The sequence below is a fragment of the Microbacterium sp. ARD31 genome, assembly GCF_031844425.1.
This window is the reverse complement of record NZ_JAUZVE010000011.1, coordinates 95612-118690: the sequence shown is the minus strand read 5'-3', so window position 1 is coordinate 118690 and position 23079 is coordinate 95612. Positions and strand designations below refer to the sequence as shown.

26 protein-coding genes are annotated in these 23079 nt (G+C 71.2%); 11 read left to right on the top strand and 15 right to left on the bottom strand.

What is annotated here, in order from left to right:
- Nucleotides 1-54 precede the first annotated feature (54 nt).
- Nucleotides 55-753: an SDR family oxidoreductase gene (locus tag Q9S36_RS24010; RefSeq protein WP_311287340.1), complete on the top strand. Its 699-nt coding sequence runs from the start codon at nt 55-57 to the stop codon at nt 751-753.
- A 72-nt stretch (nt 754-825) separates the two neighbouring features.
- Here Q9S36_RS24010 and Q9S36_RS24005 read toward each other — a convergent pair whose 3' ends face one another.
- Nucleotides 826-2148: a bifunctional o-acetylhomoserine/o-acetylserine sulfhydrylase gene (locus Q9S36_RS24005; protein WP_251453197.1), complete on the bottom strand. Its 1323-nt coding sequence runs from the start codon at nt 2146-2148 to the stop codon at nt 826-828.
- Nucleotides 2149-2276: 128 nt separating this feature from the next.
- Here Q9S36_RS24005 and Q9S36_RS24000 point away from each other — a divergent pair, with 128 nt between their 5' ends.
- A complete protein-coding gene (locus tag Q9S36_RS24000; protein ID WP_311287339.1) occupies nt 2277-3071 on the top strand; it encodes an SDR family oxidoreductase in 795 nt (264 codons plus the stop codon).
- Here the strand turns inward: Q9S36_RS24000 and Q9S36_RS23995 are convergent.
- On the bottom strand, nt 3064-4512 hold the full coding sequence (locus Q9S36_RS23995) for an MFS transporter (RefSeq protein WP_311287414.1): 1449 nt from the start codon (nt 4510-4512) through the stop codon (nt 3064-3066). The two genes, Q9S36_RS24000 and Q9S36_RS23995, sit on opposite strands and share 8 nt — an antisense overlap.
- A 108-nt stretch (nt 4513-4620) precedes the next feature.
- Here Q9S36_RS23995 and Q9S36_RS23990 point away from each other — a divergent pair, with 108 nt between their 5' ends.
- From Q9S36_RS23990 to Q9S36_RS23980, 3 genes are read left to right on the top strand one after another with little or no spacing between them, the layout of a single operon-like run.
- On the top strand, nt 4621-5130 hold the full coding sequence (locus tag Q9S36_RS23990; RefSeq protein WP_311287338.1) for a phosphoribosyltransferase: 510 nt from the start codon (nt 4621-4623) through the stop codon (nt 5128-5130).
- The gene (locus Q9S36_RS23985) at nt 5127-5828 is read left to right on the top strand and encodes a uracil-DNA glycosylase (RefSeq protein WP_311287337.1); all 702 of its coding nucleotides are present in this window, start codon (nt 5127-5129) and stop codon (nt 5826-5828) included. Before Q9S36_RS23990 ends, Q9S36_RS23985 begins: the two co-directional genes overlap by 4 nt.
- Nucleotides 5829-5851: 23 nt before the next feature.
- On the top strand, nt 5852-6469 hold the full coding sequence (locus Q9S36_RS23980) for an N-acetyltransferase family protein (RefSeq protein WP_311287336.1): 618 nt from the start codon (nt 5852-5854) through the stop codon (nt 6467-6469).
- On the opposite strand, the gene Q9S36_RS23975 is transcribed toward Q9S36_RS23980, so the two are convergent.
- The 8 genes from Q9S36_RS23975 to Q9S36_RS23940 all read right to left on the bottom strand — a co-directional run bounded on the left by Q9S36_RS23975 (nt 6459) and on the right by Q9S36_RS23940 (nt 13937).
- Nucleotides 6459-6755 carry a protealysin inhibitor emfourin gene (locus Q9S36_RS23975; protein ID WP_311287335.1) on the bottom strand — a complete coding sequence of 99 codons (297 nt, stop codon included), beginning with the start codon at nt 6753-6755 and terminating at the stop codon, nt 6459-6461. The genes Q9S36_RS23980 and Q9S36_RS23975 overlap by 11 nt on opposite strands.
- 43 nt (nt 6756-6798) lie before the next feature.
- Nucleotides 6799-7872 carry a M4 family metallopeptidase gene (locus Q9S36_RS23970; protein WP_311287334.1) on the bottom strand — a complete coding sequence of 358 codons (1074 nt, stop codon included), beginning with the start codon at nt 7870-7872 and terminating at the stop codon, nt 6799-6801.
- Nucleotides 7873-7942: 70 nt separating this feature from the next.
- The gene (locus tag Q9S36_RS23965; RefSeq protein WP_251453586.1) at nt 7943-8698 is read right to left on the bottom strand and encodes an ABC transporter ATP-binding protein; all 756 of its coding nucleotides are present in this window, start codon (nt 8696-8698) and stop codon (nt 7943-7945) included.
- A 44-nt stretch (nt 8699-8742) separates the two neighbouring features.
- Nucleotides 8743-9531 carry an ABC transporter ATP-binding protein gene (locus Q9S36_RS23960; RefSeq protein ID WP_311287333.1) on the bottom strand — a complete coding sequence of 263 codons (789 nt, stop codon included), beginning with the start codon at nt 9529-9531 and terminating at the stop codon, nt 8743-8745.
- Nucleotides 9528-10415: an ABC transporter permease gene (locus Q9S36_RS23955; RefSeq protein WP_311287332.1), complete on the bottom strand. Its 888-nt coding sequence runs from the start codon at nt 10413-10415 to the stop codon at nt 9528-9530. Before Q9S36_RS23955 ends, Q9S36_RS23960 begins: the two co-directional genes overlap by 4 nt.
- Entirely contained in the window at nt 10412-11362 is a 951-nt protein-coding gene (locus tag Q9S36_RS23950; protein WP_311287331.1) for an ABC transporter permease, read from the bottom strand. The genes Q9S36_RS23955 and Q9S36_RS23950 overlap by 4 nt, the downstream gene beginning before the upstream one ends.
- Nucleotides 11359-12870, bottom strand: coding sequence for an ABC transporter substrate-binding protein (locus Q9S36_RS23945; protein ID WP_311287330.1), 1512 nt, complete (start codon nt 12868-12870; stop codon nt 11359-11361). The genes Q9S36_RS23950 and Q9S36_RS23945 overlap by 4 nt, the downstream gene beginning before the upstream one ends.
- A 134-nt stretch (nt 12871-13004) precedes the next feature.
- Nucleotides 13005-13937 carry an alpha/beta hydrolase gene (locus Q9S36_RS23940; RefSeq protein ID WP_311287329.1) on the bottom strand — a complete coding sequence of 311 codons (933 nt, stop codon included), beginning with the start codon at nt 13935-13937 and terminating at the stop codon, nt 13005-13007.
- A 57-nt stretch (nt 13938-13994) separates the two neighbouring features.
- Here Q9S36_RS23940 and Q9S36_RS23935 point away from each other — a divergent pair, with 57 nt between their 5' ends.
- Genes Q9S36_RS23935 through Q9S36_RS23925 form a run of 3 tightly spaced genes read left to right on the top strand, consistent with a single transcriptional unit; the run spans nt 13995 to nt 15715 of the window.
- Nucleotides 13995-14483 carry a carboxymuconolactone decarboxylase family protein gene (locus tag Q9S36_RS23935; RefSeq protein ID WP_311287328.1) on the top strand — a complete coding sequence of 163 codons (489 nt, stop codon included), beginning with the start codon at nt 13995-13997 and terminating at the stop codon, nt 14481-14483.
- Nucleotides 14480-15202: a tyrosine-protein phosphatase gene (locus Q9S36_RS23930; protein WP_311287327.1), complete on the top strand. Its 723-nt coding sequence runs from the start codon at nt 14480-14482 to the stop codon at nt 15200-15202. Before Q9S36_RS23935 ends, Q9S36_RS23930 begins: the two co-directional genes overlap by 4 nt.
- Before the next feature lie 48 nt (nt 15203-15250).
- A complete protein-coding gene (locus tag Q9S36_RS23925) occupies nt 15251-15715 on the top strand; it encodes an SIP domain-containing protein (RefSeq protein WP_311287326.1) in 465 nt (154 codons plus the stop codon).
- 8 nt (nt 15716-15723) lie between these two features.
- Here the strand turns inward: Q9S36_RS23925 and Q9S36_RS23920 are convergent, their stop codons facing one another.
- From Q9S36_RS23920 to Q9S36_RS23905, 4 genes are all read right to left on the bottom strand, one after another.
- On the bottom strand, nt 15724-16182 hold the full coding sequence (locus tag Q9S36_RS23920; protein WP_311287325.1) for a Fe-S oxidoreductase: 459 nt from the start codon (nt 16180-16182) through the stop codon (nt 15724-15726).
- Complete coding sequence (locus Q9S36_RS23915) at nt 16179-17000, bottom strand: arginase family protein (RefSeq protein ID WP_311287324.1); 822 nt, start codon at nt 16998-17000, stop codon at nt 16179-16181. Before Q9S36_RS23915 ends, Q9S36_RS23920 begins: the two co-directional genes overlap by 4 nt.
- Before the next feature lie 67 nt (nt 17001-17067).
- The gene (locus Q9S36_RS23910; RefSeq protein ID WP_251453181.1) at nt 17068-17808 is read right to left on the bottom strand and encodes a PspA/IM30 family protein; all 741 of its coding nucleotides are present in this window, start codon (nt 17806-17808) and stop codon (nt 17068-17070) included.
- 39 nt (nt 17809-17847) lie between these two features.
- A complete protein-coding gene (locus Q9S36_RS23905) occupies nt 17848-19887 on the bottom strand; it encodes a TPM domain-containing protein (protein ID WP_311287323.1) in 2040 nt (679 codons plus the stop codon).
- Between the two features lie 129 nt (nt 19888-20016).
- Here Q9S36_RS23905 and Q9S36_RS23900 point away from each other — a divergent pair, with 129 nt between their 5' ends.
- The 3 genes from Q9S36_RS23900 (at nt 20017) to Q9S36_RS23890 (ending at nt 22542) form a co-directional block, all read left to right on the top strand.
- On the top strand, nt 20017-20856 hold the full coding sequence (locus Q9S36_RS23900; RefSeq protein WP_311287322.1) for a DUF3097 family protein: 840 nt from the start codon (nt 20017-20019) through the stop codon (nt 20854-20856).
- A gap of 71 nt (nt 20857-20927) precedes the next feature.
- Nucleotides 20928-21665, top strand: a complete 738-nt coding sequence (gene trmB / locus Q9S36_RS23895) for a tRNA (guanosine(46)-N7)-methyltransferase TrmB (protein WP_396653836.1) — start codon at nt 20928-20930, stop codon at nt 21663-21665.
- 1 nt (nt 21666) lies between these two features.
- A complete protein-coding gene (locus tag Q9S36_RS23890; protein ID WP_311287321.1) occupies nt 21667-22542 on the top strand; it encodes a CPBP family intramembrane glutamic endopeptidase in 876 nt (291 codons plus the stop codon).
- Nucleotides 22543-22564: 22 nt separating this feature from the next.
- Here Q9S36_RS23890 and Q9S36_RS23885 read toward each other — a convergent pair whose 3' ends face one another.
- Entirely contained in the window at nt 22565-23002 is a 438-nt protein-coding gene (locus Q9S36_RS23885) for a hypothetical protein (protein WP_311287320.1), read from the bottom strand.
- Between the last annotated feature and the right edge of the window lie 77 nt (nt 23003-23079).

Below are 23079 nucleotides of genomic sequence, written 5' to 3'. Positions count from 1 at the left end.
GCGGATCCCGGAGGACGGCCCTCACATCGGGTGGCCGGGGCCACAATGGTGCGCATGGCGAGATACCTGGTGATCGCGGCGACCAGTGCGATCGGTGCGGCGACGACCGCGCGCTTGCGGGCGGCCGGTCACGAGGTCGTGACGACCGGGCGCCGCGAGGCTGCGGGCGGCACGGACTTCTCTCTCGATGCGACGGACTTCGCAGCGGTCGATCAGGTCTTCTCGCAGGCGGGCGATCTCGACGGGGTCGCGGCGTTCGCCGGGACGATGCTCCTCAAACCCGCGCACCTCACCTCGCGCGAGCAGTTCGACGACGTCATCGCCGCGTCGCTGACGACCGCCTTCGCGACGGTGCGCGCCGCCGGGCGGCACATGCGCCGCGGCGGGTCGGTGGTGCTCGTGTCGTCCGCAGCGGCCCTCGCCGGGCTGTCGAATCACGACGCGATCGCCGCAGCCAAGGCCGGCGTGATCGGGCTCACTCTCTCCGCCGCCGCGAGCTACGCCTCGCAGAACCTGCGTGTCAATGCCGTGGCTCCGGGCCTGACGCGCACGCCGCTGACGGCATCGCTCACAGCCTCTGAGACCTCGCGGAAGGTGTCGGAGTCGATGCACGCCCTCGGCCGGCTGGGGGAGCCCGATGACGTCGCCCGCGCGGTCGTCTTCCTCCTCGACCCCGAGAACGATTGGATCACCGGGCAGGTGCTCGGGGTCGACGGCGGTCTCGGTCACGTCCGTCCGAAGGCGCGCGGCTGACCGGCTCCCGATGACGACGGATGCCCCCGGCCATGCGGCCGGGGGCATCGCTTTCCCCTTGCACGAGGTCGATCAGGCGCGGGCGGCCTCCGAGACGCGACGCGCGGCGGCCAGAGCCTGGGCGAGGTCGCCCTTGAGGTCGTCGACGTTCTCGATACCGACCGAGAGGCGCACCAGGCCGGGCGTGACGCCCGCGGTCAGCTGCTGCTCGGGGGTCAGCTGCGAGTGCGTCGTCGAGGCCGGGTGGATGACCAGCGAGCGGACGTCGCCGATGTTGGCGAGGTGGCTGAAGAGGGCGAGCGAGTTGACGAACTCGCGTCCTGCCTCGACTCCGCCCTTCAGCTCGAACGAGAGCACGGCTCCCACCCCCTTCGGCGCGTAGGTGTTGGCGGCGGCGTACCACGGCGAGGTGGGCAGTCCCGAGTAGTTGACGGCGGCGACGTCATCGTGGTTCTCGAGCCACTCCGCGATCTCCTGTGCGTTCTGAACGTGACGCTCCATCCGCAGCGAGAGTGTCTCGACGCCCTGGATGAGCAGCCACGCGCTCTGCGGCGAGATGGCCGAGCCGAGGTCGCGGAGCAGCTGGACGCGCGCCTTGATGATGTAGGCGAGCCCGTCGCCGACCGCGGTGGTGTAGCTCGCACCGTGGTACGAGGGGTCGGGCTCGGTGAGGCCGGGGAAGCGGTCGACGTTCTTCGACCACGCGAACGAGCCGCCGTCGACGATCACGCCGCCGATGGTCGTGCCGTGGCCGCCGAGGAACTTCGTGGCGGAGTGGATGACGATGTCGGCGCCGTGCTCGAACGGGCGGATGAGGTAGGGCGTCGCGATGGTGTTGTCGACGATGAGCGGGACTCCGGAATCGTGGGCGACGTCGGCGACCGTGCGGATGTCGAGCACGTTGATCTTGGGGTTGCCGATCGTCTCGGCGAAGAACAGCTTGGTGTTCGGGCGGACCGCGGCGCGCCACTCGTCGGCGTCGTCCTGGTTCTCGACGAACGTGGTCTCGATGCCGAGCTTGGCGAGCGTGTACTTGAAGAGGTTGTAGGTGCCGCCGTAGATCGAGCTCGACGACACAATGTGGTCGCCGGCCTGCGCGATGTTGAGCACCGCGAACGTCTCGGCCGCCTGGCCACTGGCGACCACGAGTGCCCCGGTGCCCCCCTCGAGCGCCGCGATGCGCTGTTCGAGGACATCCTGGGTGGGGTTCTGGATGCGGGTGTAGATGTTGCCGAACTCCGACAGGGCGAACAGGTTCGCCGCGTGGGTCGTGCTGTCGAAGACGTAGGACGTCGTCTGATAGATCGGCGTCGCACGGGCCTTGGTGACAGGGTCGGGCTGGGCGCCCGAATGGACCTGCTTGGTCTCGAAACGCCAGTTCTCGGGTGCGGACATGGCTCACTCCTGTGGGTCTTCGGGCCGGAGCGAATGCGACCGGCCGGTTCGAGGCTACGGATACCCCCTCTTCCGCTCAACGACGGGGACACGCGGCGTAACGTGTTCGCGGGGGTAGCGTGGAGCTCATGACGACGCGGCGTGCAGTGGTGACAGGTGCGAGCTCGGGGATCGGAGCGGCGACGGTGCGGATGCTGCGACAGCGCGGCTGGGGGGTCGTCGCCGTAGCTCGGCGCGCCGCACGGCTGGAGCAGCTGCAGGCCGAGACGGGCGCGGTGGCCTACGCCGCCGACCTGACGAGCGGCGTCGACGTCGATGCCCTCGCCGAGTGGCTCGCCGAGACCGGGCCTGTCCATGCCCTCGTCCATGTCGCCGGAGGCGCGCGCGGTGCCGATCGCGTGGAGGACGGCGATCCGGAGGACTGGCGCTGGATGTTCGAGGTCAACGTGCTGTCGGGCCAGCGTCTCGTCGCCGCGCTGCTGCCGCTGCTCCGCGAAGCTGCCGCCGTGGACGGCCACGCCGACACCCTGTTCGTCACATCGACCGCAGCCCAGACGGCCTACCCGGGCGGCGCGGGATACAACGCCGCCAAAGCGGGCGAGGCGATGCTGGCGCACGCGCTGCGGCTGGAGCTCAACGGCGAGCCGATCCGGGTGGTCGAGATCGCTCCCGGAATGGTGCACACCGAGGAGTTCACCCTCAACCGGCTGGGCGGAGACCGCAACGCCGCCGAGCGGGTCTACGACGATGTGCCGGCACCGCTGGTCGCTGAGGATGTCGCGGACGTGATCGCCTACGCGCTGGACGCGCCCGGACACGTCAACCTCGACCTGGTCACGATGCGCCCGGTGGCGCAGTCGGCACAGCATCTGCTCGCGCGCGGACCTTTGCGGGCGCGCGTGCTCGACGGCCCCGTCAGATGATCTGAGACTCTCCTGCCGCCGCGTCCGCCGGCGCGGGCGCGTCGTCCGCGAAGGCGACCTTCGGCACGACGAACAGGAGCGCCGCCGCGAGGAAGCCGCCGGCCGCGCACACCGCCCACACCAGCTGGTAGCCGCCGAGCGATGCGGCCGTCTCGCTGGCGAGCGTGCCTGCCCCGACCGCCAGCACGACGCCGAACAGCGCCGAGGCGAACGTGCCGCCGACGGTCTTCGTGGTGTTGGTCAGCGCCGAGGCGACCCCCGTCTGGCCCCGGGGGGCTGCGGCGGCCGCCGCAGCCGGCATGGCGCCGACGAGGGCGCCGGAGCCCAGGCCTGCGATCGAGAGGTTGAGAAGCACCTGCCAGAGCTCCTGGTGGAACGGCACGAACAGGGCGTACCCCACCCCGACCAGTCCTGCGGCGACGATCAGGATCGCGCGAGGAGGCGCCCGGCGACTCGTGACGGCGAAGAGCACCGCCCCGACGATGAGGGACACGAGGTAGACCCCGATGACATTGGATCTTCCGGTCGCGTCGAGGCCGAGGCCGTACCCCAGAGACGTGTCGGTGCCGGCGTAGGTGGACAGCGGCCCCTGGGCACCCAGAAGACTGATCCCGATCAGAAAGGCTGTCGCCTGGACCGGCCACATCTCGGGCCGGCGGAGCACCCGGATGTCGATCGCGGGATCGTCCTGGCCGAGCTCGTAGCGGACGAACCACGCGAACGCGCCCACGCCGAGCGCCAGCAGCAGCCAGACCACGACGAAGTCCGTTCCGTTCAGCCGCAGGAAGGTCAGCGCACTGGTGACCAGCAGCAGCCCCAGCGCCAGGATCACGAAGCCTCCCGTGTCGAGAGAGCGATCGGGTGTCGGCTCGGACTCGGGAACGGCGAGCCAGATGACCACGGCCACGAGCGACACGGCGATCGCCGGGACGATCAGCGTGAGGGTCAGGTCGCCGCCGGTGGCGGCGAAGATGCGTCCGGCTGCGAGCGCGCCGGCGATGGCGCCGACCTGCAACCCGACGACCAGAAGGCCGGCCGCGCGCCGCGTGGTCGACACGCCCCGGTTCTGCCGGCGCCCGCGCTCGAAGATGAGGGCGATCTCGAGGGGGAGCCACACCGCATAGAAGCCCTGCAGCGCCCATGCCAGCAGGAAGGTCCAGAACGATCCCGCGAAAGCCAGCCACCAGCTGGCGCCCGCGGTGAGGACGGCGGCGATCAGCAGGATGCGCTTGTGGCCGTACATGTCGCCGAGCTTCGCGAGGACCGGCACCACGAGGGACGACAGCAGCAGCTGGGCCGCCTCGAACCAGTTGACGTCGGCGTCGCGGATGCCGAGGTGCTCGACGATGTCGCTGAACAGGGGGACGTAGTACCCCTGCAGGATGCCGCTGGCGACCTCGACCAGGACGAACCACCCGATGAGGCCGGCGGTGATTCCCATCGCGGAGCCGCTCAGGCGCCGACGGCCGGAGGAGAGGCGTGACACGTGGTGAGACTACAGGCGGACGCTCGCGCCCGTAGGGTGGATCTCCGAGCAGAAGGAGGCGCCGTGGGCGATGCGGGCGGTCGGCGGGAGACTCTCACATGGGACGGGTTCGGTGAGGCATCGCGCGAGATAGCCCGCGCCGTCCTGGCGGACGGGTTCGTCCCCGAGGTGGTCGTGGCGATCGCGCGCGGCGGGCTGCTGCCCGCGGGGGCCATCGCATACGGTCTGGGCGTGAAGAACTGCGGCGCGATCAACGTCGAGTTCTACACCGGAGTCGGCACGGTCCTGGACGCTCCGGCCGTGCTTCCTCCCGAGCTCGACATGACCTACCTCGACGGCCGCCGTGTGCTGCTGGTCGACGACGTCGCCGACAGCGGCCGCACGCTCGCGCTGGCCGTCACACTGCTGCGGGACCGGGGCGCGGACGTCCGCTCGGCAACCATCTACACCAAGCCGACGACCATCATCCAGCCGGACTACGCGTTCAAGGACACCGACCTGTGGATCGATTTCCCGTGGTCGGCGCAGGGCTCGGTCATCGAGCAGGACTCGGGGCTGGCACCGAGCGCATGAGCCCGCTGTCGCTGCCCGAGCTCGCCGCCACCGGCCGCCTGGACCCGGGGTGGGCCGTGGCGCTGGAACCCGTGGCCGACGACATCGCCCGACTGGGGGAGCGCCTCCGTCAGGAGACGGCCGCCGGTCGGGGCTACCTCCCCGCCGGCGAGCTGGTCCTCCGCGCCTTCGCACGCCCTCTCGATGAGGTGCGCGTGCTGATCGTGGGACAGGACCCCTACCCGACCCCGGGGCATCCGATCGGACTGTCCTTCGCCGTGGACGCTCATGTGCGACCGCTGCCCCGAAGCCTGGCGAACATCTACCGCGAGCTCGAGACCGACCTCGGCTTCGAGCCCGCCGCTCACGGCGATCTGTCGGCGTGGGCCGCACAGGGCGTGATGCTGCTCAACCGCGTCCTCACCGTGGCGCCCGGCGTGCCCGGCTCGCATCGGCGCTGGGGCTGGGAAGCGGTCACCGAGCACGCGATCCGCGTGCTGGCCGCCCGCGGCCGGCCGCTGGTCGCCGTGCTGTGGGGCAAGGATGCCGCGGGCCTTGCGCCGCTGCTCGGCGACACGCCCGTCGTGGCGTCGCCGCATCCGTCACCGTTGTCGGCCGCCAGGGGGTTCTTCGGGTCCCGCCCCTTTTCGCGCACGAACGACCTGCTGCGCGCGCAGGGTGCCGCGCCCGTGGACTGGCGCGTGCCGGAAGCGGGATGATCGTCAGCCTTTAGGCTGGGCGCATGCTGGAGGAGGAGTACGACCGCGACCGCCGGCGTCTGCCGCGTCATCTGCGGCGGCGTCCCGAGCCGGAGCGCCCGTTCTCGTACTCCATCCGCCCGGTCGAGGATCGGGACGTCCCCGACATCCGCGAGATCTACAACTACTACGTCACCAACTCGGTGGTGACCTTCGACGAGAAGAAGTGGACCGTCGCGCAGTGGCGTGACAAGCTCGCCCACCTGCGGAAGCTCGACCTGCCGTTCCTGGTCGCGGAGTCTCCGAGCGGGCAGGTGCTCGGCTACGCGTACGTGTCGCCCTGGTCGGGCAAGTCCAGCTACCGCTACACCGTCGAGAACTCCATCTACCTCGGGCAAGCAGCCGCCGGCAAGGGGCTGGGGCGTGCTCTGCTCGAAGCGCTCATCGCCGCGTGCGAGGAGAAGGGCATCCGCGAGATCGTCGCGGTGATCAGCGACAAGGGCGCCGAGTCGTCGGTCGCCCTCCACGAGAAGCTCGGCTTCACCGAGGTCGGACGCATGGGGCGGGTCGGGTTCAAGTTCGGACGCTGGCTCGGGACGATCTACCTGCAGAAGTCGTTGAAACCGGCCAAGAAGGCGAAGCGCGGGCTCTTCACCCGCTGACGTCGTCGGATGCCGGCGGGCTCCACGCGCGGGCCTCGTCGACCAGCCGGCGCCAGGCGCCGATGAGACTGCTCTCGGGCAGCTCCGCGCGGCGGGTCGGTCCCGGCTCGCAGCGGGCGCGGATGCGCCAGGTGAAGCGGTCCGCCTCCGGTGCCCGTCCGTCGACCGGCTCATCCCACGGGCACTTCTCGATGAGTTCGGTCCAGTGCGGGACGTCGACGGGATCCGGTTCGACCCGCCACTCGCGCTGCAGGCCGGCGAACCCGCCGGAGCGGATGACCGCCACTTCCACCCGCGGGGGCGCAGCGGACGGGGGTGAGACGGGGACGTCAGGCCCCGGGTCGTTCGCGTCCATCCTCGTGCACGCCGACGCCCTCCCATGCGGAGCGGACCGCGGCGACCTCCTCCGATCCCTCACCGTACTCCGACTCGGCAGCGAGGCGCGTCGCCCGTGCGAACGCGGCGAAATCCGCGGTGGGCGACAGCGTCCCGGCGGTGAGGGTGCGGTACCAGATGAGGCCCGCGCGCTCCCAGGCGCGGCCGCCCAGGGCGGTCGCGACCAGGTAGAACGCGTGATTGGGGATGCCGGAGTTGATGTGCACTCCGCCGTTGTCGTCGATCGTGCGCACGAAGTCGCGCATGTGCGCGGGTTGCGGGTCGCGGCCGAGCACGTCGTCGTCGTAGGCAGTGCCGGGAGCCTCGAGCGACCGCAGCGCCGAGCCCTGCACCTGATCGGTGAAGATGCCCTCGCCGATGAGCCATGACGCTTCGTCGGCGCGCTGTCCGAGGTGGTGCTGCTCGGCCAGCGCGCCCAGCACGTCGGCGATCGACTCGTTCAGGGCCCCGGACTGGTCGCGGTAGACCAAGCCGCCCTCGTCTTCGATGACCCCGTGGGCGAGCTCATGGGCGATGACACTGAGCGAGCGCGTGAAACCGGTGAAGATCTCGCCGTCGCCATCGCCGAAGACCATGCGCTCGCCGTTCCAGAAGGCGTTGTCGTAGTCCAGCCCGTAATGCACCGTCGCCCGGAGCTCGCCGCCGGCGCCGTCCAGCGACGTCCGGCCGAAGGCGTCCCACAGGAAGTCGAACGTCACCCCCAGCCCGTCGAACGCCTCGTCCACGGCGGCGTCGCCGGTCACCGCGTCGTCTTCGCCGCGGACGCGCACCCCCGGCAGCTCCTCGCGCTGCTGGGCGTCCCACACGATCCGTTCGGGACCGGGGGCCGACTCGGCCACGAGGGTGCCGGACTCCTCCACGGACAGGCGGATGCGGGTCCGCCCCGGGCGGTAGTCGCGTGGTGCGGCGAGGGTGGCGCGGGCCGCGTGCGCCGCGCGCGCCCACGCGGGCTCCTGCACGGAGGCGATGCGTGCCAGCAGGTACGGGGGGATGATCGCGTGGGCCATGGGTCTCCTCGGTCGGACTCCGAGGCTAACGCCCACCCGGGACACCCGGGGGGAGGTCACGGCCGGGGCGTCATCGGCTCGTGTCGGGGTCGATCGCCGGGATCGAGGCGAGCAGCCGGCGGGTGTAGGCCACCTGCGGCTGCTGCAGCACCTTCTCCGTGGGCCCCTCCTCGACGATGCGGCCGTCCTTCATCACCACGACCTCGTCGCACAGGTTCTGCACCACGCCGATGTCATGCGAGACCATCACGAGCGTGAGACCGTCGCGTGCGCGCAGGGTGGTCAGCAGTTCGAGGATCTGGGAACGGACGGTCACATCGAGCGCCGACAGCGGCTCGTCGCCGACCAGCAGCCGCGGACGATGCACGATCGCCCGTGCCAGGGCGATCCGCTGGCGCTGACCGCCCGAGAACTCGTGCGGGAAGCGCTCGGCCATGTCCGGCTCGAGCCCGACCTCGGCGAGCACCTCCCGCACCCGCGCGCGGCGATCCCCATCGACCCCCAGCGCCCACAGCGGCTCGCCCACGATGCGCCCCACGCTCATGCGGGGGTCCAGCGATGCATACGGGTCCTGGAAGACGATGCCCGTCTCGCGGCGCAGCCAGTGCAGGTCGCGGGCGGACGCCCGCGCGTCCACCCCGCGGCCCGCGAACTCGACCGTCCCCGACGTCGGGGCATCCAGCGCCAGCAGCAGGCGCACGAGGGTCGACTTGCCCGAACCGGACTCGCCGATGATGCCCAGCGCGCTGCCCTCGCGCACGTCGACGTCGACGTCGTCGAGCGCCACGGTGTGGCCCGCTCGCTCGAAGAGGGTCCGTCGGGGCATCGGGAAGCGGCGTCCGAGACCGCGACCACTCAGCAGCACGTCGCTCACTCGTCACCACCCGGCCGCCAGAGGGTCGCCGTCGCGTCGCGCAGCAGTCCCCGCGTCACGGGCGACGTCGGCGATGTCAGCAGCGTGGGGACGGGTGCCTGCTCGACGACGCGACCGCCTTCGAGCACGATCCCGTGGGTGGCGATCTGCGAGAGCACCGCCAGGTCGTGGGTGATGAAGACCAGGCTCATGCCGGCGTCCTGCACCAGCGCGCGCAGCAGCGCCAGGATCTCCGCCTGGATCGTGACGTCCAGGGCGGTCGTGGGCTCATCGGCGATCAGCAGGCGGGGGCGGCAGGCCAGCGCCATCGCGATGGCGACGCGCTGACGCTGGCCGCCGGAGAGCTGGTGCGGGTACCGATCGACGATCCGCTCGGGGTCGGGAAGCGAGACGCGGCGCGCCTCTTCGACGGCGCGGTGAGCGGCATCCTTCCTGGTCGCGGTCTGGTGGATGCGGATCGATTCGGCGATCTGCCGGCCGACGGTGCGGATGGGGTTGAGCGCGGTGCGGGGCTCCTGGAAGACGATGCCGATCTCGTCGCCGCGCAGTCGAGCCAGCTCGCGGTCGTCCATACCGACGAGTTCGCGGTCGTCCCAGCGGATGCTGCCGGTCGCCGTGGCGCCGTCCGGGAGGAGTCCGAGGACCGCCAGGGCCGTGAGCGACTTTCCCGATCCGGACTCGCCGATGAGTCCGACGCGGGCGCCGTCCGGCACGTCGAACGACACGCCGTCCACCACCCGGCGCCCGGCGATCTCGACGACGAGGTCGCGCACCACCAGGCTCATGCGACGACCTCGGGCACGTGCGTGCGGGCCGGGGTGCTGCGGGCACGACGGCCGAGTGTCGGATCGGTCGCCTCGCGCAACGCGTCGCCGAGGAGGTTCAGGCCGAGGACGGTGAGGGTGATGGCCAGCCCGGGCCACAGCACCGACAGCGGATGCACTGTGATGAACTGCTGCAGCTCGTCCAGGAGCAGCCCCCACGACGGCTCGGTCACCGGTGCCCCGAACCCGAGATACGACAGACCCGCTTCGGCGAGGACCGCCACCGCCATGCCCCACGACAGCTGCACGATGAACACGGGGGCGACGTTGGGGAGCAGGTGGCGCCACAGGTTCTGCGAGGGGGTGAGTCCGTACGCGCGGCCGGCCAGCACGAAGTCGCTGTGCAGCACCCGCCTGAGCTCCGGCCGCGTGACCCGGGCGATGTTGACGCCGAAGCCGATGCCCACCGACCAGATCACCACCCACAGCGAACCGCCCCACACCGCCGAGATCATCATGGCGATGATGAGCACGGGGAAGGCGATGAGGATGTCCACCAGCACCGCGACCGACTCACGCACCCAGCGCGCCGTCAGGGCGCCGAGGGACGCCAGGAGGATGCCGACCGCGGTCGCCACGACACCGGCCCCGACGGCGACGAGCACGGTGGTGCGCGCCCCCGCCATGACGAGAGAGAGGATGTCGCGGCCCGAGCCGTCGGTGCCGAGGACGTGCGGCCAGCCCGGAGGTGCCCAGCGCTGCGAGATCTCGACCTGTCGGGGGTCGAACGGCGTCCACACGATCGACACCAGGGCGGTCGTGAGCACGACGATCACCACGATGACCCCGAAGCGTCCCGTCGACAGCTGCCACAGGCGTCGCAGCCACGTTCCCCGCCGGCTCACGACGCCTCCCGCTGCCGCGGATCGATGACCCGGTGGACGAGGTCGACGACGAATCCGACGATGAGGACGAAGCCGGTCAGCACCAGGAGTTCGCCCTGCACCTTCGGCAGATCCCGGGCGCCCACGTCGGCCACCAGCATCCGGCCGATGCCCGGCAGGGTGAACAGCTGCTCGATCACGACCGCGCCGACGATGATGCCCGCGACCTGGAGCCCCAGCACGGTGATGACGGACAGCCCGACGTTGGGGAGACCGTGGCGGATGAGGGCGGCGGTGCGGGTGAGGCCCTTCGCCGCCGCGGTGCGGACGTAGTCCTGACCCACCGCCTGCAGGGTCGCGCTGCGGACGAACCGCAGCAGCATCGCGCCCTCCACGACGCCGATCGTGAGAGCGGGGAGGAGGAGGGCGCGGAAGGCGGCCCCGGGATCGCCCCAGCCCGCTCGCGGGAAACCCTGCGCGGGCAGCCAGCCCAGCCACACGGCGAACACGACGACGAGCATCATGCCCGCCCAGACCACCGGGACGGCGGCGAGCGCCTGCGCGCCCACATTCAGGGCGGTGCCGTCCGCGCGGCCGCGGCGCAGGGCCGACAGCACACCGAGCGGAACGCTCAGCACGATGGCGATCGTGAGCGACATCAGCCCGAGCGGGATCGTGACCTCGGCCTTCTCCGCAAGTTCCGAGGCGACCGTGGATCCGGTCAGCAGCGAGGTTCCGAGATCGCCGCGGAGGACGCCCCCGATCCAGTCGGCGTACTGCGCCGGCAGAGGCTGGTCCAAGCCGAGGCGCTCCCGGATGGCGGCGACCTGTGCGGGGGTGGAGTTGACTCCCGCGATCAGCTGCGCGACGTCGCCGGGGAGCACCCGGAGTGTGACGAAGATGAGCGCGCTGGCGACGAACAGGCCGAGCAGCAGCAGGGCCAGTCGCGTCAGCGCGTACCGGATCACCCGTCGCTCTTGGCCAGCTCGGCGAGGTCGAGACGTTCGTTGACGTTGATCGACGGCATCCCCGTGACGCTCGTGGCGACCGCCAGCACGGAAGCGCCGTTGTAGAGCCAGTCCGCGGCGTGGTCTTCGGAGACGATGCGCGCGGCCTCGGCCAGCAGTTCGGCGGCGGCATCCTCGTCGGTGGCGGCGAGAGCCTGCTGGTGGAGCTCCTGCACCTCGGGGTTGTCGTAGGTGAAGTAGTACTCCGGATCAGCCCAGTTCTCGAAGTCCCGCGCCTCGGTGTGCAGCACGAAGCTCAGCTCGTAGTCCTGGTTGACGTAGACGTCGTTCAGCCAGGTCGAGAAGTCCACGGACTCGACCTCGAGCGAGATGCCGACCTCGTTGAGGTCCGACACCAGGATCTGCGGGATCGTGGTGGAGTAGAAGCTCGGAATGGTGAGGGTCAGCTCGAGGTCGTCCGCGCCGGCCTCCTCCAGGAGCGCCCGCGCCGCTTCGGGGTCGTACGGGGCCACATCGGACAGGTCCTCGTAGCCGGGGTCGAGCGAGGGGATCGGGCCGTACTGGGTTCGGCCCGAGGAGGCGGCGTCGATGAAGGCCTGGTGATCGATCGCCTGCCGGATCGCCTGTCGCACGCGCTCGTCGGCAAGGGGGCTTCCCTCGTTCTGGTTGAACGCCAGAGTGCCCTTGTCGGTCGATTCGCCGAGGACGAGGGCGAAGTCGCCGTTGGCCTCGACCTGCTCCTGCAGGTTCGCGTCGAATCCCGTCAGCACGTCGACTTCGCCGGCGAGGGCCGCGCCGAGTGCGGCCTGGTTGTCGGGGATGTACGAGAAGACCACCTCGGCGACCTGGGCGGGATCGCCCCAGTAGTCGTCGAAACGCGTGAAGAGGATGCTGTCGCCCTGACGCCAGTCGGACAGCACGAACGGCCCTGTGCCGTTGGCCGCGGTGGCGTAGTCCACGCCGTCGTCCTCTTTGAGGATGATCCCGGCGCGGCCGGTGAGATTCCACAGCAGGCTGGAGTCGGGCCGGCTCAGGCCGAGCGTGATCGTCTGGCCGTCCGCCTCGATCGTCTCGACGGCGGCGAGGCGGGCCGAATCGCGCCACGCGGGGGTGTCCTTGCGGGTCTGCAGCGACCACACGACGTCTTCCGGGGTGAGCTCCTGGCCGTCATGGAAGACGACGCCCTCCCGCAGGGTGAAGGTGTAGGTGAGCCCGTCGGGTGACACGTCGTAGTCGCTCGCGAGCGCCGGCTCGATGTCCTGCTCGGCCGTTCGCGAGATCAGCCCCTGATAGACGTTGTCGACGAGGATCTGATCCAGCGCGGCGCCCGCCGTCTCGCGGATGTCGAGGTTGCCCGGCTCGAGCACCAGCCGGATCCCCACCGAGGCGTCGGGGTCCGGTTCGCCGGTGACCGTCGGCGCAGGGGCATCAGCGGCGGTGCACGACGTCAGCGCGAGGACGCCGGCGGCGAGCAGCGCGGTCGCGGCGAGGGCGGTGCGGCGGGGCATGGGGGTCCTTTCGGCGGGAGGCGCGTCACGCGCGCGGGCCGGAAGCGGGGGGATGCGATCGGCCGGTGCGCAGTCAACTCTAGAGATTCGGGGCGGTCGGCGACGAACTCTCCGTCTGCAACGTCGTCGCGTGGTCAATCGTTCCCGGCGCGGGCGCGGATGAGCTCGGCGAGCCCGCGGGGCTGCTCCTCGTGCACATTGTGGCCGCTGTCGAGTTCGATCACGGATGCCGCCGGCAGACGGCGGGTGAAATCTGCGGCATCCGCGGGGGTGACATAGCCCCGCGTGCCGCGCACCAGGGTGACCGGGACGCGCACGGCTGCGAGGTCCTCCCAGCCGGATGCGGCCAGCACGCTCGAGACCGCGTCCCGGTCGCCGTCGCCCGACCCGGGCGGCGCGGCCGCGGCGCGGGCGGCGAGGTGGGCGAAGTGATGACGCCATTCGAAGCGTCCGTCGGGCCGCTCGCGCGAATTCAGGAAGACCCCCCGCTCGGCGGCAGACCGAGATCCGCCGAGACCGAAGGCGAGGGCGCGATCGACCATCTCGTCACGGCTGGCCCAGTGCGTGGGTCCGGCGAAGAACTCCCGGATCTGCGAGGGCCCGGCCGCGGGGTCGATCCCCGGCGTGATGTCGATGACGATGAGCGCGTGCACCAGGTCCGGATCGCGGGCAGCGACGGCCGCTGCCGTCAGGCCGCCCAGAGACTGCCCCACGAGAAGCTGCGGGCGATCGGTCCATGCGGCCATGGCCGCATGGATGTCGGGGGCGAGGGTCCGTGCGACGTAGGCGGCGTCGTCCCGCCAGGACGATTCGCCGTGACCGGGAAGGTCGACGGCGAGCGCATCCAGACCCAGAGCGAGCACGGTGGTGTCCCACGTGTGGGCGTTGAGCCCGGCTCCGTGCAGGAACGTCACCCGCGGCGCGCCCTCGCCGTAGCGCAGCGCGCTCACGGTCCGACCGTCCTCCAGCGGCAGCCGCAGACGTTCGACCGGGGGGAGGGGGCCGTCGACGCCGATGTCGGCCGCCTGGTCGGGCAGGAACGAGAATTCGTCGGTGATGTCGCTCACGCGCCCATTCTCACGCATCCGCTCGAGCGCGCCCGGCGACTCGATACGCTGAAGCGCATGACCGAAGAACGACGCGTCCACCTCTCGCGGTCGGCGCCGCCGGCGTATCAGGCGCTCGCCGCGTTCTCGAAGACGGTCGGCGGCATCTCCGACGGGGCCGGAATCGACGACCGGCTCAAGGAGCTGGTGCAGATCCACGTCTCACAGCTCAACGGCTGCGCCTACTGCGTCCGCGTCCACGTCGACCGCGCGGTCACCGCGGGCGTCGACGCCGACACCATCGCGCAGCTGGCGACGTGGCGCGACTCCGGCGTCTTCAGCGAGCGCGAGCGCGCGGGCCTGGAACTGGCGGAGTGCTTCACCTTCATCCACGAGGACGGCATACCCGACGACGTGTACGACCGCGTGGGGGCCATCCTCAGCGAGGCGGAGTACGTCGCACTCAGCTGGGTGCTCGTGTCCATCAACGCGTTCAACCGCGTCGCCATCGCGGGGCGCTACCCGGTCCCGCCGCGCACCGGTGAGGACGCGGGCGACGGCGCGTGACCGGGTCGCCGCTCGTCCCGGGCGCGATGAACTTCCGCGATACCGGTGGTCTTCTCGCCGGGGCGGCGCGGACGCGGCCGGGCATGCTGTACCGATCCGGGAATCTGGCCCGGCTCGATGACACGGGCGTGGCGGCACTGGGCTCCCTCGGCATCCGGCGGATCATCGATCTGCGCGCCGACGACGAGGTGATGCACGAGCCCAGTCGGGTTCCGTCGCAGGTGCAGACCACGAGGGTGCCGCTCTTCCTCGGGTCCGTCGCCTCGTTCTTCGCCGAGGACATCGGTCTCGCCGAGATGTACCGCAGGATCATCGAGCACTCTGCCGCCGGTCTCGTCGACGTGGTGCGGGGCGTGATCACGGATCAGCCGGTCCTCGTCCACTGCACCGTCGGCAAGGACCGCACGGGGGTGACGATCGCGGTCGCGCTCGCCGCGGCGGGTGTGGAGCGCGATGCCGTCGTCGCCGACTACGCGCGCACCGAGAGCCTTCTTCCGGTCGAGCGGAATCGACAGGTCGTCGCCTACTTGCGCTCGCTTCACCCCGAGGCCCGGCATCTGGAGGACCTCGCGACCCGATCGCCCGCGTCGGTCATGCGGGAGCTGCTCGACGACGTCGACGCCCGTTACGGCTCTGCTGCGGACTACCTCCGCGCGCACGGCATGACCGACGACGAGGTCACCGAGCTGCGGCGGGTGCTCCTCACCGCCCCCGAATGAGGGGAGTGAGGTTAGGCAACCCTTGGTGCGGGGTATAGTGGGATCGTCATGAGCACTCCCACCGAGCACAACGCGGCGGCCTGCCGCGCTTCGCGGCATACGCGGGTGCAGCACCTGATCACGGCCGACGAGACGTCTCTCGCCGACCTCGAGGCGCTGCTGGCGACGCTTCCGATCTGCTCGACCGGCCGTGTGTTCATCGAAGTTCCCGACGCGACGTGGGTCGTCGAGCTCGGCATTCCGGCGCGCATGGTGCTGACCTGGCTCGACCGCGCTTCACGCTCGGGCGATCCGGGCACCGGACGCGCGTGCGCCCCGGGCCAGGCGCTGTCGCGCGCGGTGACCGCCTGGGCGGACGAGATGCTGTGCGCCGACGACGACGAGACGCGGATCCACCTGCTGGGCGGCTACCTCGGGACCGCAGACATCGTCGATCACCTCGCATCGCGACTCGGAGTCGCGACCGATCGCATCCAGGCCCCGACGCGGTTCGGCATCACCTCCGCCCGCTGACGCCGTCCTCATCGCGGGGCGCGCGACCTCCGGCGCGGCAGGTAGTTGCCGTCTTCGAGTCCAGCCTCGATCTCGAAGCGGTTGCGGAGCGGGTCGCGTCCGGCCGCCCAGTAGAGGATCGGCATGAGCAGGCCGTACCGTCGCCACTGCCGGCGATGGATGGCCTCATGGCGCAGCAGGCGGTCGTCGATCTCGCCGTCGCCGGTGAGGAAGCAGCCGCCGGCGCACACGCCTCCCCGCGGATACGTCCAGGACGGCATGCCGCGGAAGACCCACAGACCCTGTCGTCGTTCGATGCGGCCGGTGCTCCACAGCGCGCCCCATACCCAGCCCACGGCAGTGCCGTACAGGTAGCCCGCATGGCTCACGGGGGAGTCGAGGAGGATGCCGGGGATGAAACGGTCGAGCCGATCGGCCGCCCCGATGGCGGGAACCGTCTCGCGGTGCCCTGAGGAGCCGGACCTCATGCGAGGGCGCCGATGATGCGCAGGATGGCGCCCAGGTCGTCCACGGCGGCGTCGGGGGATGACGGGGCGAAGCCCGCGAGGCTCGAGCCGGCGAGAGGCACCCGTGCGCGCACGGCCCCGATGAGGGAGACCAGTGACGCCACGTCGACGCCGAACGGCTCCGCCGAGGTGACGTGCGTGAGGGCGCTGGGGTCGAGCACGTCGAGGTCGACGTGGATGTGCACCCCCGCCGCGCCCGTGGCGACGACCGCGTCGGCCAGGGCGTCGACGTCTGCGAGCGCGTCGATGGTGAGCCACGTGATCCCCAGCTGCTCGACGACGCCCTCTTCGGCGGGGTCGAAGGATCGCGCCCCGGCGAGGACCACGCGTGCGGCCGGCACGGCGTCGGGGGCCAGCGACAGGCCAGGCGCACCTTCGCCGAGCACGGCGCGCAGGGCCATTCCCGCGAACGCCCCGGACTCGCTCGAGTCCGGCGTGTGCAGGTCGGGGTGGGCGTCGAGCCACACCACCGCGAGGTCGGGTTCACGGGCGAGGGAGTGCGCGACCGCGGCCACGCCGACACCGCAGTCGCCGCCCACCACGAGGGCCGGCTCGCCGGGGGGAGCCAGTTCGAGCGCGAGCAGCTCGCTGGTGCGTCGAAGTGCGCTGTATCGGTTCACGCGCGTGTCGAGGGATTCCCCGGCTTCGAGCGGAACCGCGACCCGAGTGCAGGCGGATCGCGGCAGATCGCCTGCGATCGCCTCGGCGCCGTCGACCAGCTGCATCGCACGGGAGGAGGGCGACCCCTGCCACTGCGGAACGACGATGAACCGGGTCATTCGCGACACCTCTCGGCAGACGGCGACCTCCCGCGCCCGTCGAGCGTGGCGCGGGAGGTCGACAGGGTCAGGACGTCAGCTGTCCGGCGGAGCCGGTGCCGCCGGACTTCAGCGCGGCCAGGCGCGCCTCCACCTCGGTGAGCTCACCCATGTCCTCGAGCTGATTGAACTGGGCATCCAGCGAGGAGGCGGCCAATTCCTGCTTGCCCGCGGCCAGTGCCTCCTGGCGACGGACCTTGTCTTCGAAACGGCCGAGTTCGCTCGTGGGGTCGAGGACGTCGATCGACTTGACCGCGTCGTGGACCTTGACCTGCGCTTCGGCCGTCTTGGCGCGCGCGAGCAGTTCGCTGCGCTTGGATCGAAGCTGCTCGAGCTTCTGCTTCATGCCGTTGAGGCCGTCCTTGAGCTTCTCGACGACCTCGGTCTGCGTGGCGATCGTCGGGGCGATCGCACGGGCCTCGTTCTCCTCGCTGATCTGACGCTGCAGCGCGATCTTGGCGAGATTGTCGAACTTGTCGGCGTCGACGGCGTCGCCGGACGCGCGCAGCTGATCGGCGCGACGGCTGGCGGCGAGCGCCTTGTTGCCCCACTCGGCGGCCGCACGCACGTCCTCCTGGTGGTCCCGCTCGAGCAGGCGAAGGTTGCCGATCGTCTCGGCGATCGCCGCCTCGGCGTCGGCGATGCTGTTGGTGTAGTCCCGAACCAGTTGGTCGAGCATCTTCTGCGGGTCTTCGGCTTGGTCGATCAGGGCGTTGACGTTCGCCTTGATGAGTGTGGAGATGCGACCGAAGATGGACTGTTTTGCCATCGGGTTTCCCTTCCTTTCCGAGAAGTGATTGTGACCGTTTCAGAACCTGCCGCCGCCGCGGCGGCCACGCGTACCGCCGCCGCCGAACGAGCCGGGGCTGATGCGGCCGCGGCTTCGACCGCCGCCGGTGCCGCCGAACCCGCCCATGCCTCCCGCGAGCCCGCCGAGCCCGCCGAGCCCGCCGGAGGATCGGCCGCCGCCGAGGACGGAGTTCAAGACGATGCCTCCGAGGACCGCGCCCAGCATGCCGCCTGATCCTCCTCCGGACATCCCCCCGCCTCCCATGCCTCCGAAGGCGCCGACGTCGTTCTGTGCGGACTGGATCGCCTGTGCGGCCAGCTGCTCGGCGCGCTGCGCCTGTGCGAGCGCCTGCTGCGGGTCGGAGGCCTCGAGCTGTCGTGCGCGCACCAGGCTCGCGCCGGCCTCGGCCAGGCGAGTGCGGGCCTCGGCGCCGACGGCACCGCGGCGCGCGGTGATGAAGTCCTCCGCCGCGCGCACCTGGGCGTGGGCCTGGGTCATGACCTGAGCGAGCAGCTGGCGTGCTCGCTGAGCCTGGGACTGCTCATCGCGCACGGCGCGGATGAGGGCGTCGATCTGATCGTCGACGGCTTCCAGACCTTGGAGTGCGGCGAGCGGCCGCTTGGCACCGGTGAGCTGTCCGCGCGCGGTGTCGATCTGCTGGCGGGCGGCGGTCACCGCGGCGGCGAGCCGCCCGTCGGCGTCGGGGAGCGCGTTCGCGGCGGCGACGTCCTGCTCGAGTTCGGCGATGAGCGCCGTGGCGTTCTTCTCGGCCAGCGCGAGGTCGACCGCCAGCGTGTCGACGGCAGCGCTCAGCTGCTCCGCCTGCGCGACGGCATCCTCGGCCGCGCGGATGCTGACGGCGGCCTCCCCGCCATCCCCACCGCCGAGCGCCTGCTGTGCCTCGGCGAGTTCGGCGGCGGCGAACTCCAGCCTCTCAGCGGCCTGGTCGGGGTTGTCGGCGACGGTGACGAGCGCCTCCGGGGCGTACTGCTCCGTCAGGCCCGCCAGGCGCTCGCGCGCCGGATCGACCGTCGCTGCGGCTCGCTGCCGCGCCTCCTGGACCCGCGCGAGGGCCTCGGGAGCGTTCTGCTCGAGCTTGCGCAGCTCGTCGAACTCCGCGGCCCGCTCGTCGAGGCGGGTATTGGCGCGCTCGCACAGCTCGACGATGCGGCTGTTCCACGCCCGCACCTGCTCCTCGGTGTCGGGCTCGCCGTCATCGAGCTTCTGCTGCAGCGAGAACGCCTCGTCAAGGTCGGTCCGCGCGGCTGCCAGGGCCTCCACGAAGGCCGCGGTGGCTTCGTCGCCGAACTGGGCGCGGGCGAAGCCGAGCTCCTGCTCGCTGGTCTTGATGGCGTCGTCGGTCTCGACGAGGGCGGACGCGGCGCGGCGACGCAGCTCCTCGGTCGGCACCTGCTCGACAGGAGCCTGTCCGGGCCCGCCGGGGGGCGGAGCCGCCTTCGCCCGGCGACGGCGGATGAACAGCCACGCCACGAGGGCGATGCCGCCGAGCACCACGGCGAGAATGAGGACGGTCCCGAAACCGGACCCGCCGCCCGGCGCAGCGCCGGGCGCTCCGGCGTCGTCTCCGAGCGCCGCCGACATGCTGTCGGCGGCCGCGATCACGGCGCCCGAATAGTCCTCCGCACTCAGCTCGGGTCGGATGTCCGCCTCGATGCGGACGACCTGGTCCTCAGCGAGGGGACCGGCGCTGTCAGCCGAGAGGTAGTACTGGCGGGAGTCGACGGCGACCGCGAGCAGGTACTGGGAAGGACCCAGCCCGTTCTGCTCGGCCACGGTGTTCGCCCACGACTCGCTGTCGGCCGGGTCGGTGAACTCGTCGACGAACACGGCGTAGAGGTCGACGCCGGTGTCGGTGTACAGCTGCTCGAGGCGCTCCTGCGCCTCGGCCGCGCCCGAGGAGTCCATGACGCCGGCGTCATCGAGGATGTACCCGGCGCCGAGCTGGACGGGTGCGGTCGCCGCCGCCGCGCTCGCACCGACGCCCGCGATGAGCGCGCACGCGCTCAGGGTCAACGCGGTCGTCCACCCTTTGCGCATCCGTCTCCCCCTTCGCGGCGTTCCCGCCCCTGGCGAGTCTATTCAGCCACGGTCGCCCACGGGTAGGGGCGGCGGGTCTGCGCCGGGGGGCCGGGCCGGGAAGGTAGCCTTTCCGACCCGGAGGCACACATGGACGATCGGTACGGAACGGACGTGCTGGCAGCAGGGTGGCGCGAGCGGTCGGCGAAGAAGGTGGCGCGGGTTGCGGCATCCGAAGACCTGGTCATAGAGGTCGCCGACGACGGCTTCTGCGGCGCCGTCGTGGGCGTCGCAGCGGGCCTGGTCGAACTCGAGGACCGGCGCGGCAGGCGGCGATTGTTCCCCCTCGGACCCGGCTTCCTGATCGACGGGCGCGACGTGATCCTCGATCCCCCCGAGAAGCGGGCCGCGCCCGCCGCCCCCAGACGCACCGCCTCGGGCTCGTTCGCCGTGCCCGACGCGCGCGCACGGGTGGCGCGCGCCAGTCGCATCCTGGTCGAGGGGCGGCACGACGCCGAGCTCGTCGAGAAGGTGTGGGGAGACGATCTGCGGGCAGAAGGCGTCGTCGTGGAGTACCTGCAGGGGATCGACCTGCTCGCGGAGACCCTGGACGCCGAGCCCCCGTCGCGGGAGCGTCGCTACGGTGTGCTGGTCGACCACCTCGTCGCCGGGTCCAAGGAGTCGCGCATCGCCGACGCCGTCGCCCGGGGTCCCCACGGCGCGCATGTGCGGATCGTGGGGCACCCGTGGGTGGACGTCTGGCAGTGCGTCACGCCGCGCGCGGTCGGGATCCCGCGGTGGCCGGACGTGCCGCGGGGAATCGACTACAAGACCGGAGTGTGCCGCGCCCTGGGGTGGCCGGCCCGCGACCAGGCCGACCTCGCACGAGCATGGCAGCGGATCCTGGCGTCCGTGAAGAGCTACCGCGACCTGGAGCCTGCTCTCCTGGGCCGGGTGGAAGAGCTCATCGACTTCGTCACCGAGCCGTGAACCGAGGCGAACGCCGGGCCGAACGGCCTCGATCGGACCGGCGGAAGACGGCGGCTGGGTAGCCTGGGGGAGTGACCGACACTCCCGCCCGCGAGGCCCATCCCCGCTTTCGCGAGCGGCCCGTCTCGTTCGTCCGCAGAAGCGGCCGCATGTCCGAGGCGCAGGAGCGCGCGTGGAGCGAACTGGCCCCGCGCTTCGTGATCGCTGCGCCGAGGGATGCCGCCGCCACCAGCATCCGCCCGGGCGCAGCCATCGACCCGCACCAGGTGTGGGGTCGGCACGCGCCGCTGATCGCCGAGATCGGATCGGGACAGGGGCATGCCATCGTGCACGCCGCGTCCGGCGCCCCCGACACCGACTTCCTCGCCATCGAGGTCTTCCGTGCGGGACTGGCACGGACGATGCTCGATGCCGAGCGCGCGGGGGTCGGCAACCTGCGGCTGGTCGAGGCCAACGCGCCCGAAGTCTTGCAGCATCTTCTGCCGGCGGCATCCCTCGACGAGCTCTGGGTCTTCTTCCCCGACCCGTGGCACAAGAAGAAGCACACCAAGCGCCGTCTGGTCACGGCGGAGTTCGCCGAAACCGCCCGAACGGCACTGCGCGAGCGCGGGATGCTGCGCCTGGCGACCGACTGGGAGGACTACGCGCTGCAGATGCGCGACGTGCTCGACGAGGCGGACGGGTTCGAGCGCGCGTTCGAATGGGCGTGGGCACCGCGGTTCGACGGCCGCGTGCTCACGGCCTTCGAGCGCAAGGGCTCCCGCGCCGGCCGTGTCATCCGCGACCTCGCCTACCGACGGGTGGCCTGACATGCCCGCTCACCCCGCCCTCGCTCCCGCCCGCACCGTCCCGGCGTGGTCGTGGGACCTCGCTCCCGCGCTCCTGGTGTGCCTGGCCGCGCCCGCGTTCTTCGTCCTGCTGCTGCCGTGGCTCGGCTGGGCCCTGCTGGCGGCCGGCCTCGTCACCGCGTGGCTGATCGAGCGCGGTCGTCCGGCATCCGGCCCCGATGAGTCAGGGCGGCGTGCCCCGTCGCTCGTGCGCGACCTCTCGCTCATCGCGATCGGCCTGCTGATCGTCAGCGTCATCCCGCTGAAGGCCGAGCTCGACAACCTCGCCATCCTCCGCTTCGCACTCGCCCTCGGCGGCGCGGTCGTCGTGCCCTACGCGATCTCGCGCTGGGTGTACCGCGACCACGCCATCCGGTTCCCGTGGCGCGGGGGAGGGCGCTGGACGACCTTCCAGTGGACGTGGCTGGTCGCCGTCCTGGTGCTCGGGTGGCTGATCCTGCCGTTCTACTTCATCACGTCGGGGGTCTATCAGAACTGGCCGGTCGTGGACACCCCCGACCTCATCGCACGGCTCTTCGTCGGCGTCGGCGCCGTGGGCATCTGGGACGAGCTGTTCTTCATCTGCACCTGCCTGGCGCTGCTGCGCCGCCACTTCCCCTTCTGGCAGGCCAATCTGCTGCAGGCGATCGTGTTCGTGTCGTTCCTGTGGGAGCTGGGCTATCAGGCCTGGGGCCCGCTGCTGACGATCCCGTTCGCGCTGCTGCAGGGCTTCATCTTCATGCGCACCCGTTCGCTCACCTACGTCGTGACGGTGCACCTGCTGTTCGATGCCGTGGTCTTCCTGGTTCTCGTCCACGCCCACAACCCCGGCGTGCTGGACGGGCTGTTCCTGGTGTGACGCCGCGGGTGCGCGGGGAGGGTCAGCCGGCGGCGCGGCGCACGACGTCGCGGAGGGTCGCCTCGACAGCATCCGTCCACTCCACGACGGCGAACGCGGTCGGCCACATCGCCCCGTCGTCGAGGAGGGCATCCTCGTTGAAGCCGATCGAGGCGTAGCGGGTGTCGAACTTCGCGGCCGGCTGCACGAAGGTCACGACCTTGCCGTCGCGGGCGTAGGAAGGGAAGCCGTACCAGGTCTTCGGGTCCAGCTGCGGCGCCTCCTCGCTCACCACGACGTGGAACCGCTCGGCGATGGTGCGATCCGTCCCGGTGAGCTCCTGGATGGCCTCCAGGCAAGCCGCGAGCTCCTTCTCCTTCTTCGCGGCGCCCTTGACGCCCTTCTGCGCCCGAAGCTCGGTCGCGCGCTGCTTCATGGCTGCGCGCTCGGCGTCGCTGAATCCGTCGGTGTTCTCGCTCATGCCTCGATGGTGCCACGCGGGCGCCGAGACGTCACGGATGTCCGCGTGGCGGCATCCGGTCGGACATACGTGACGGC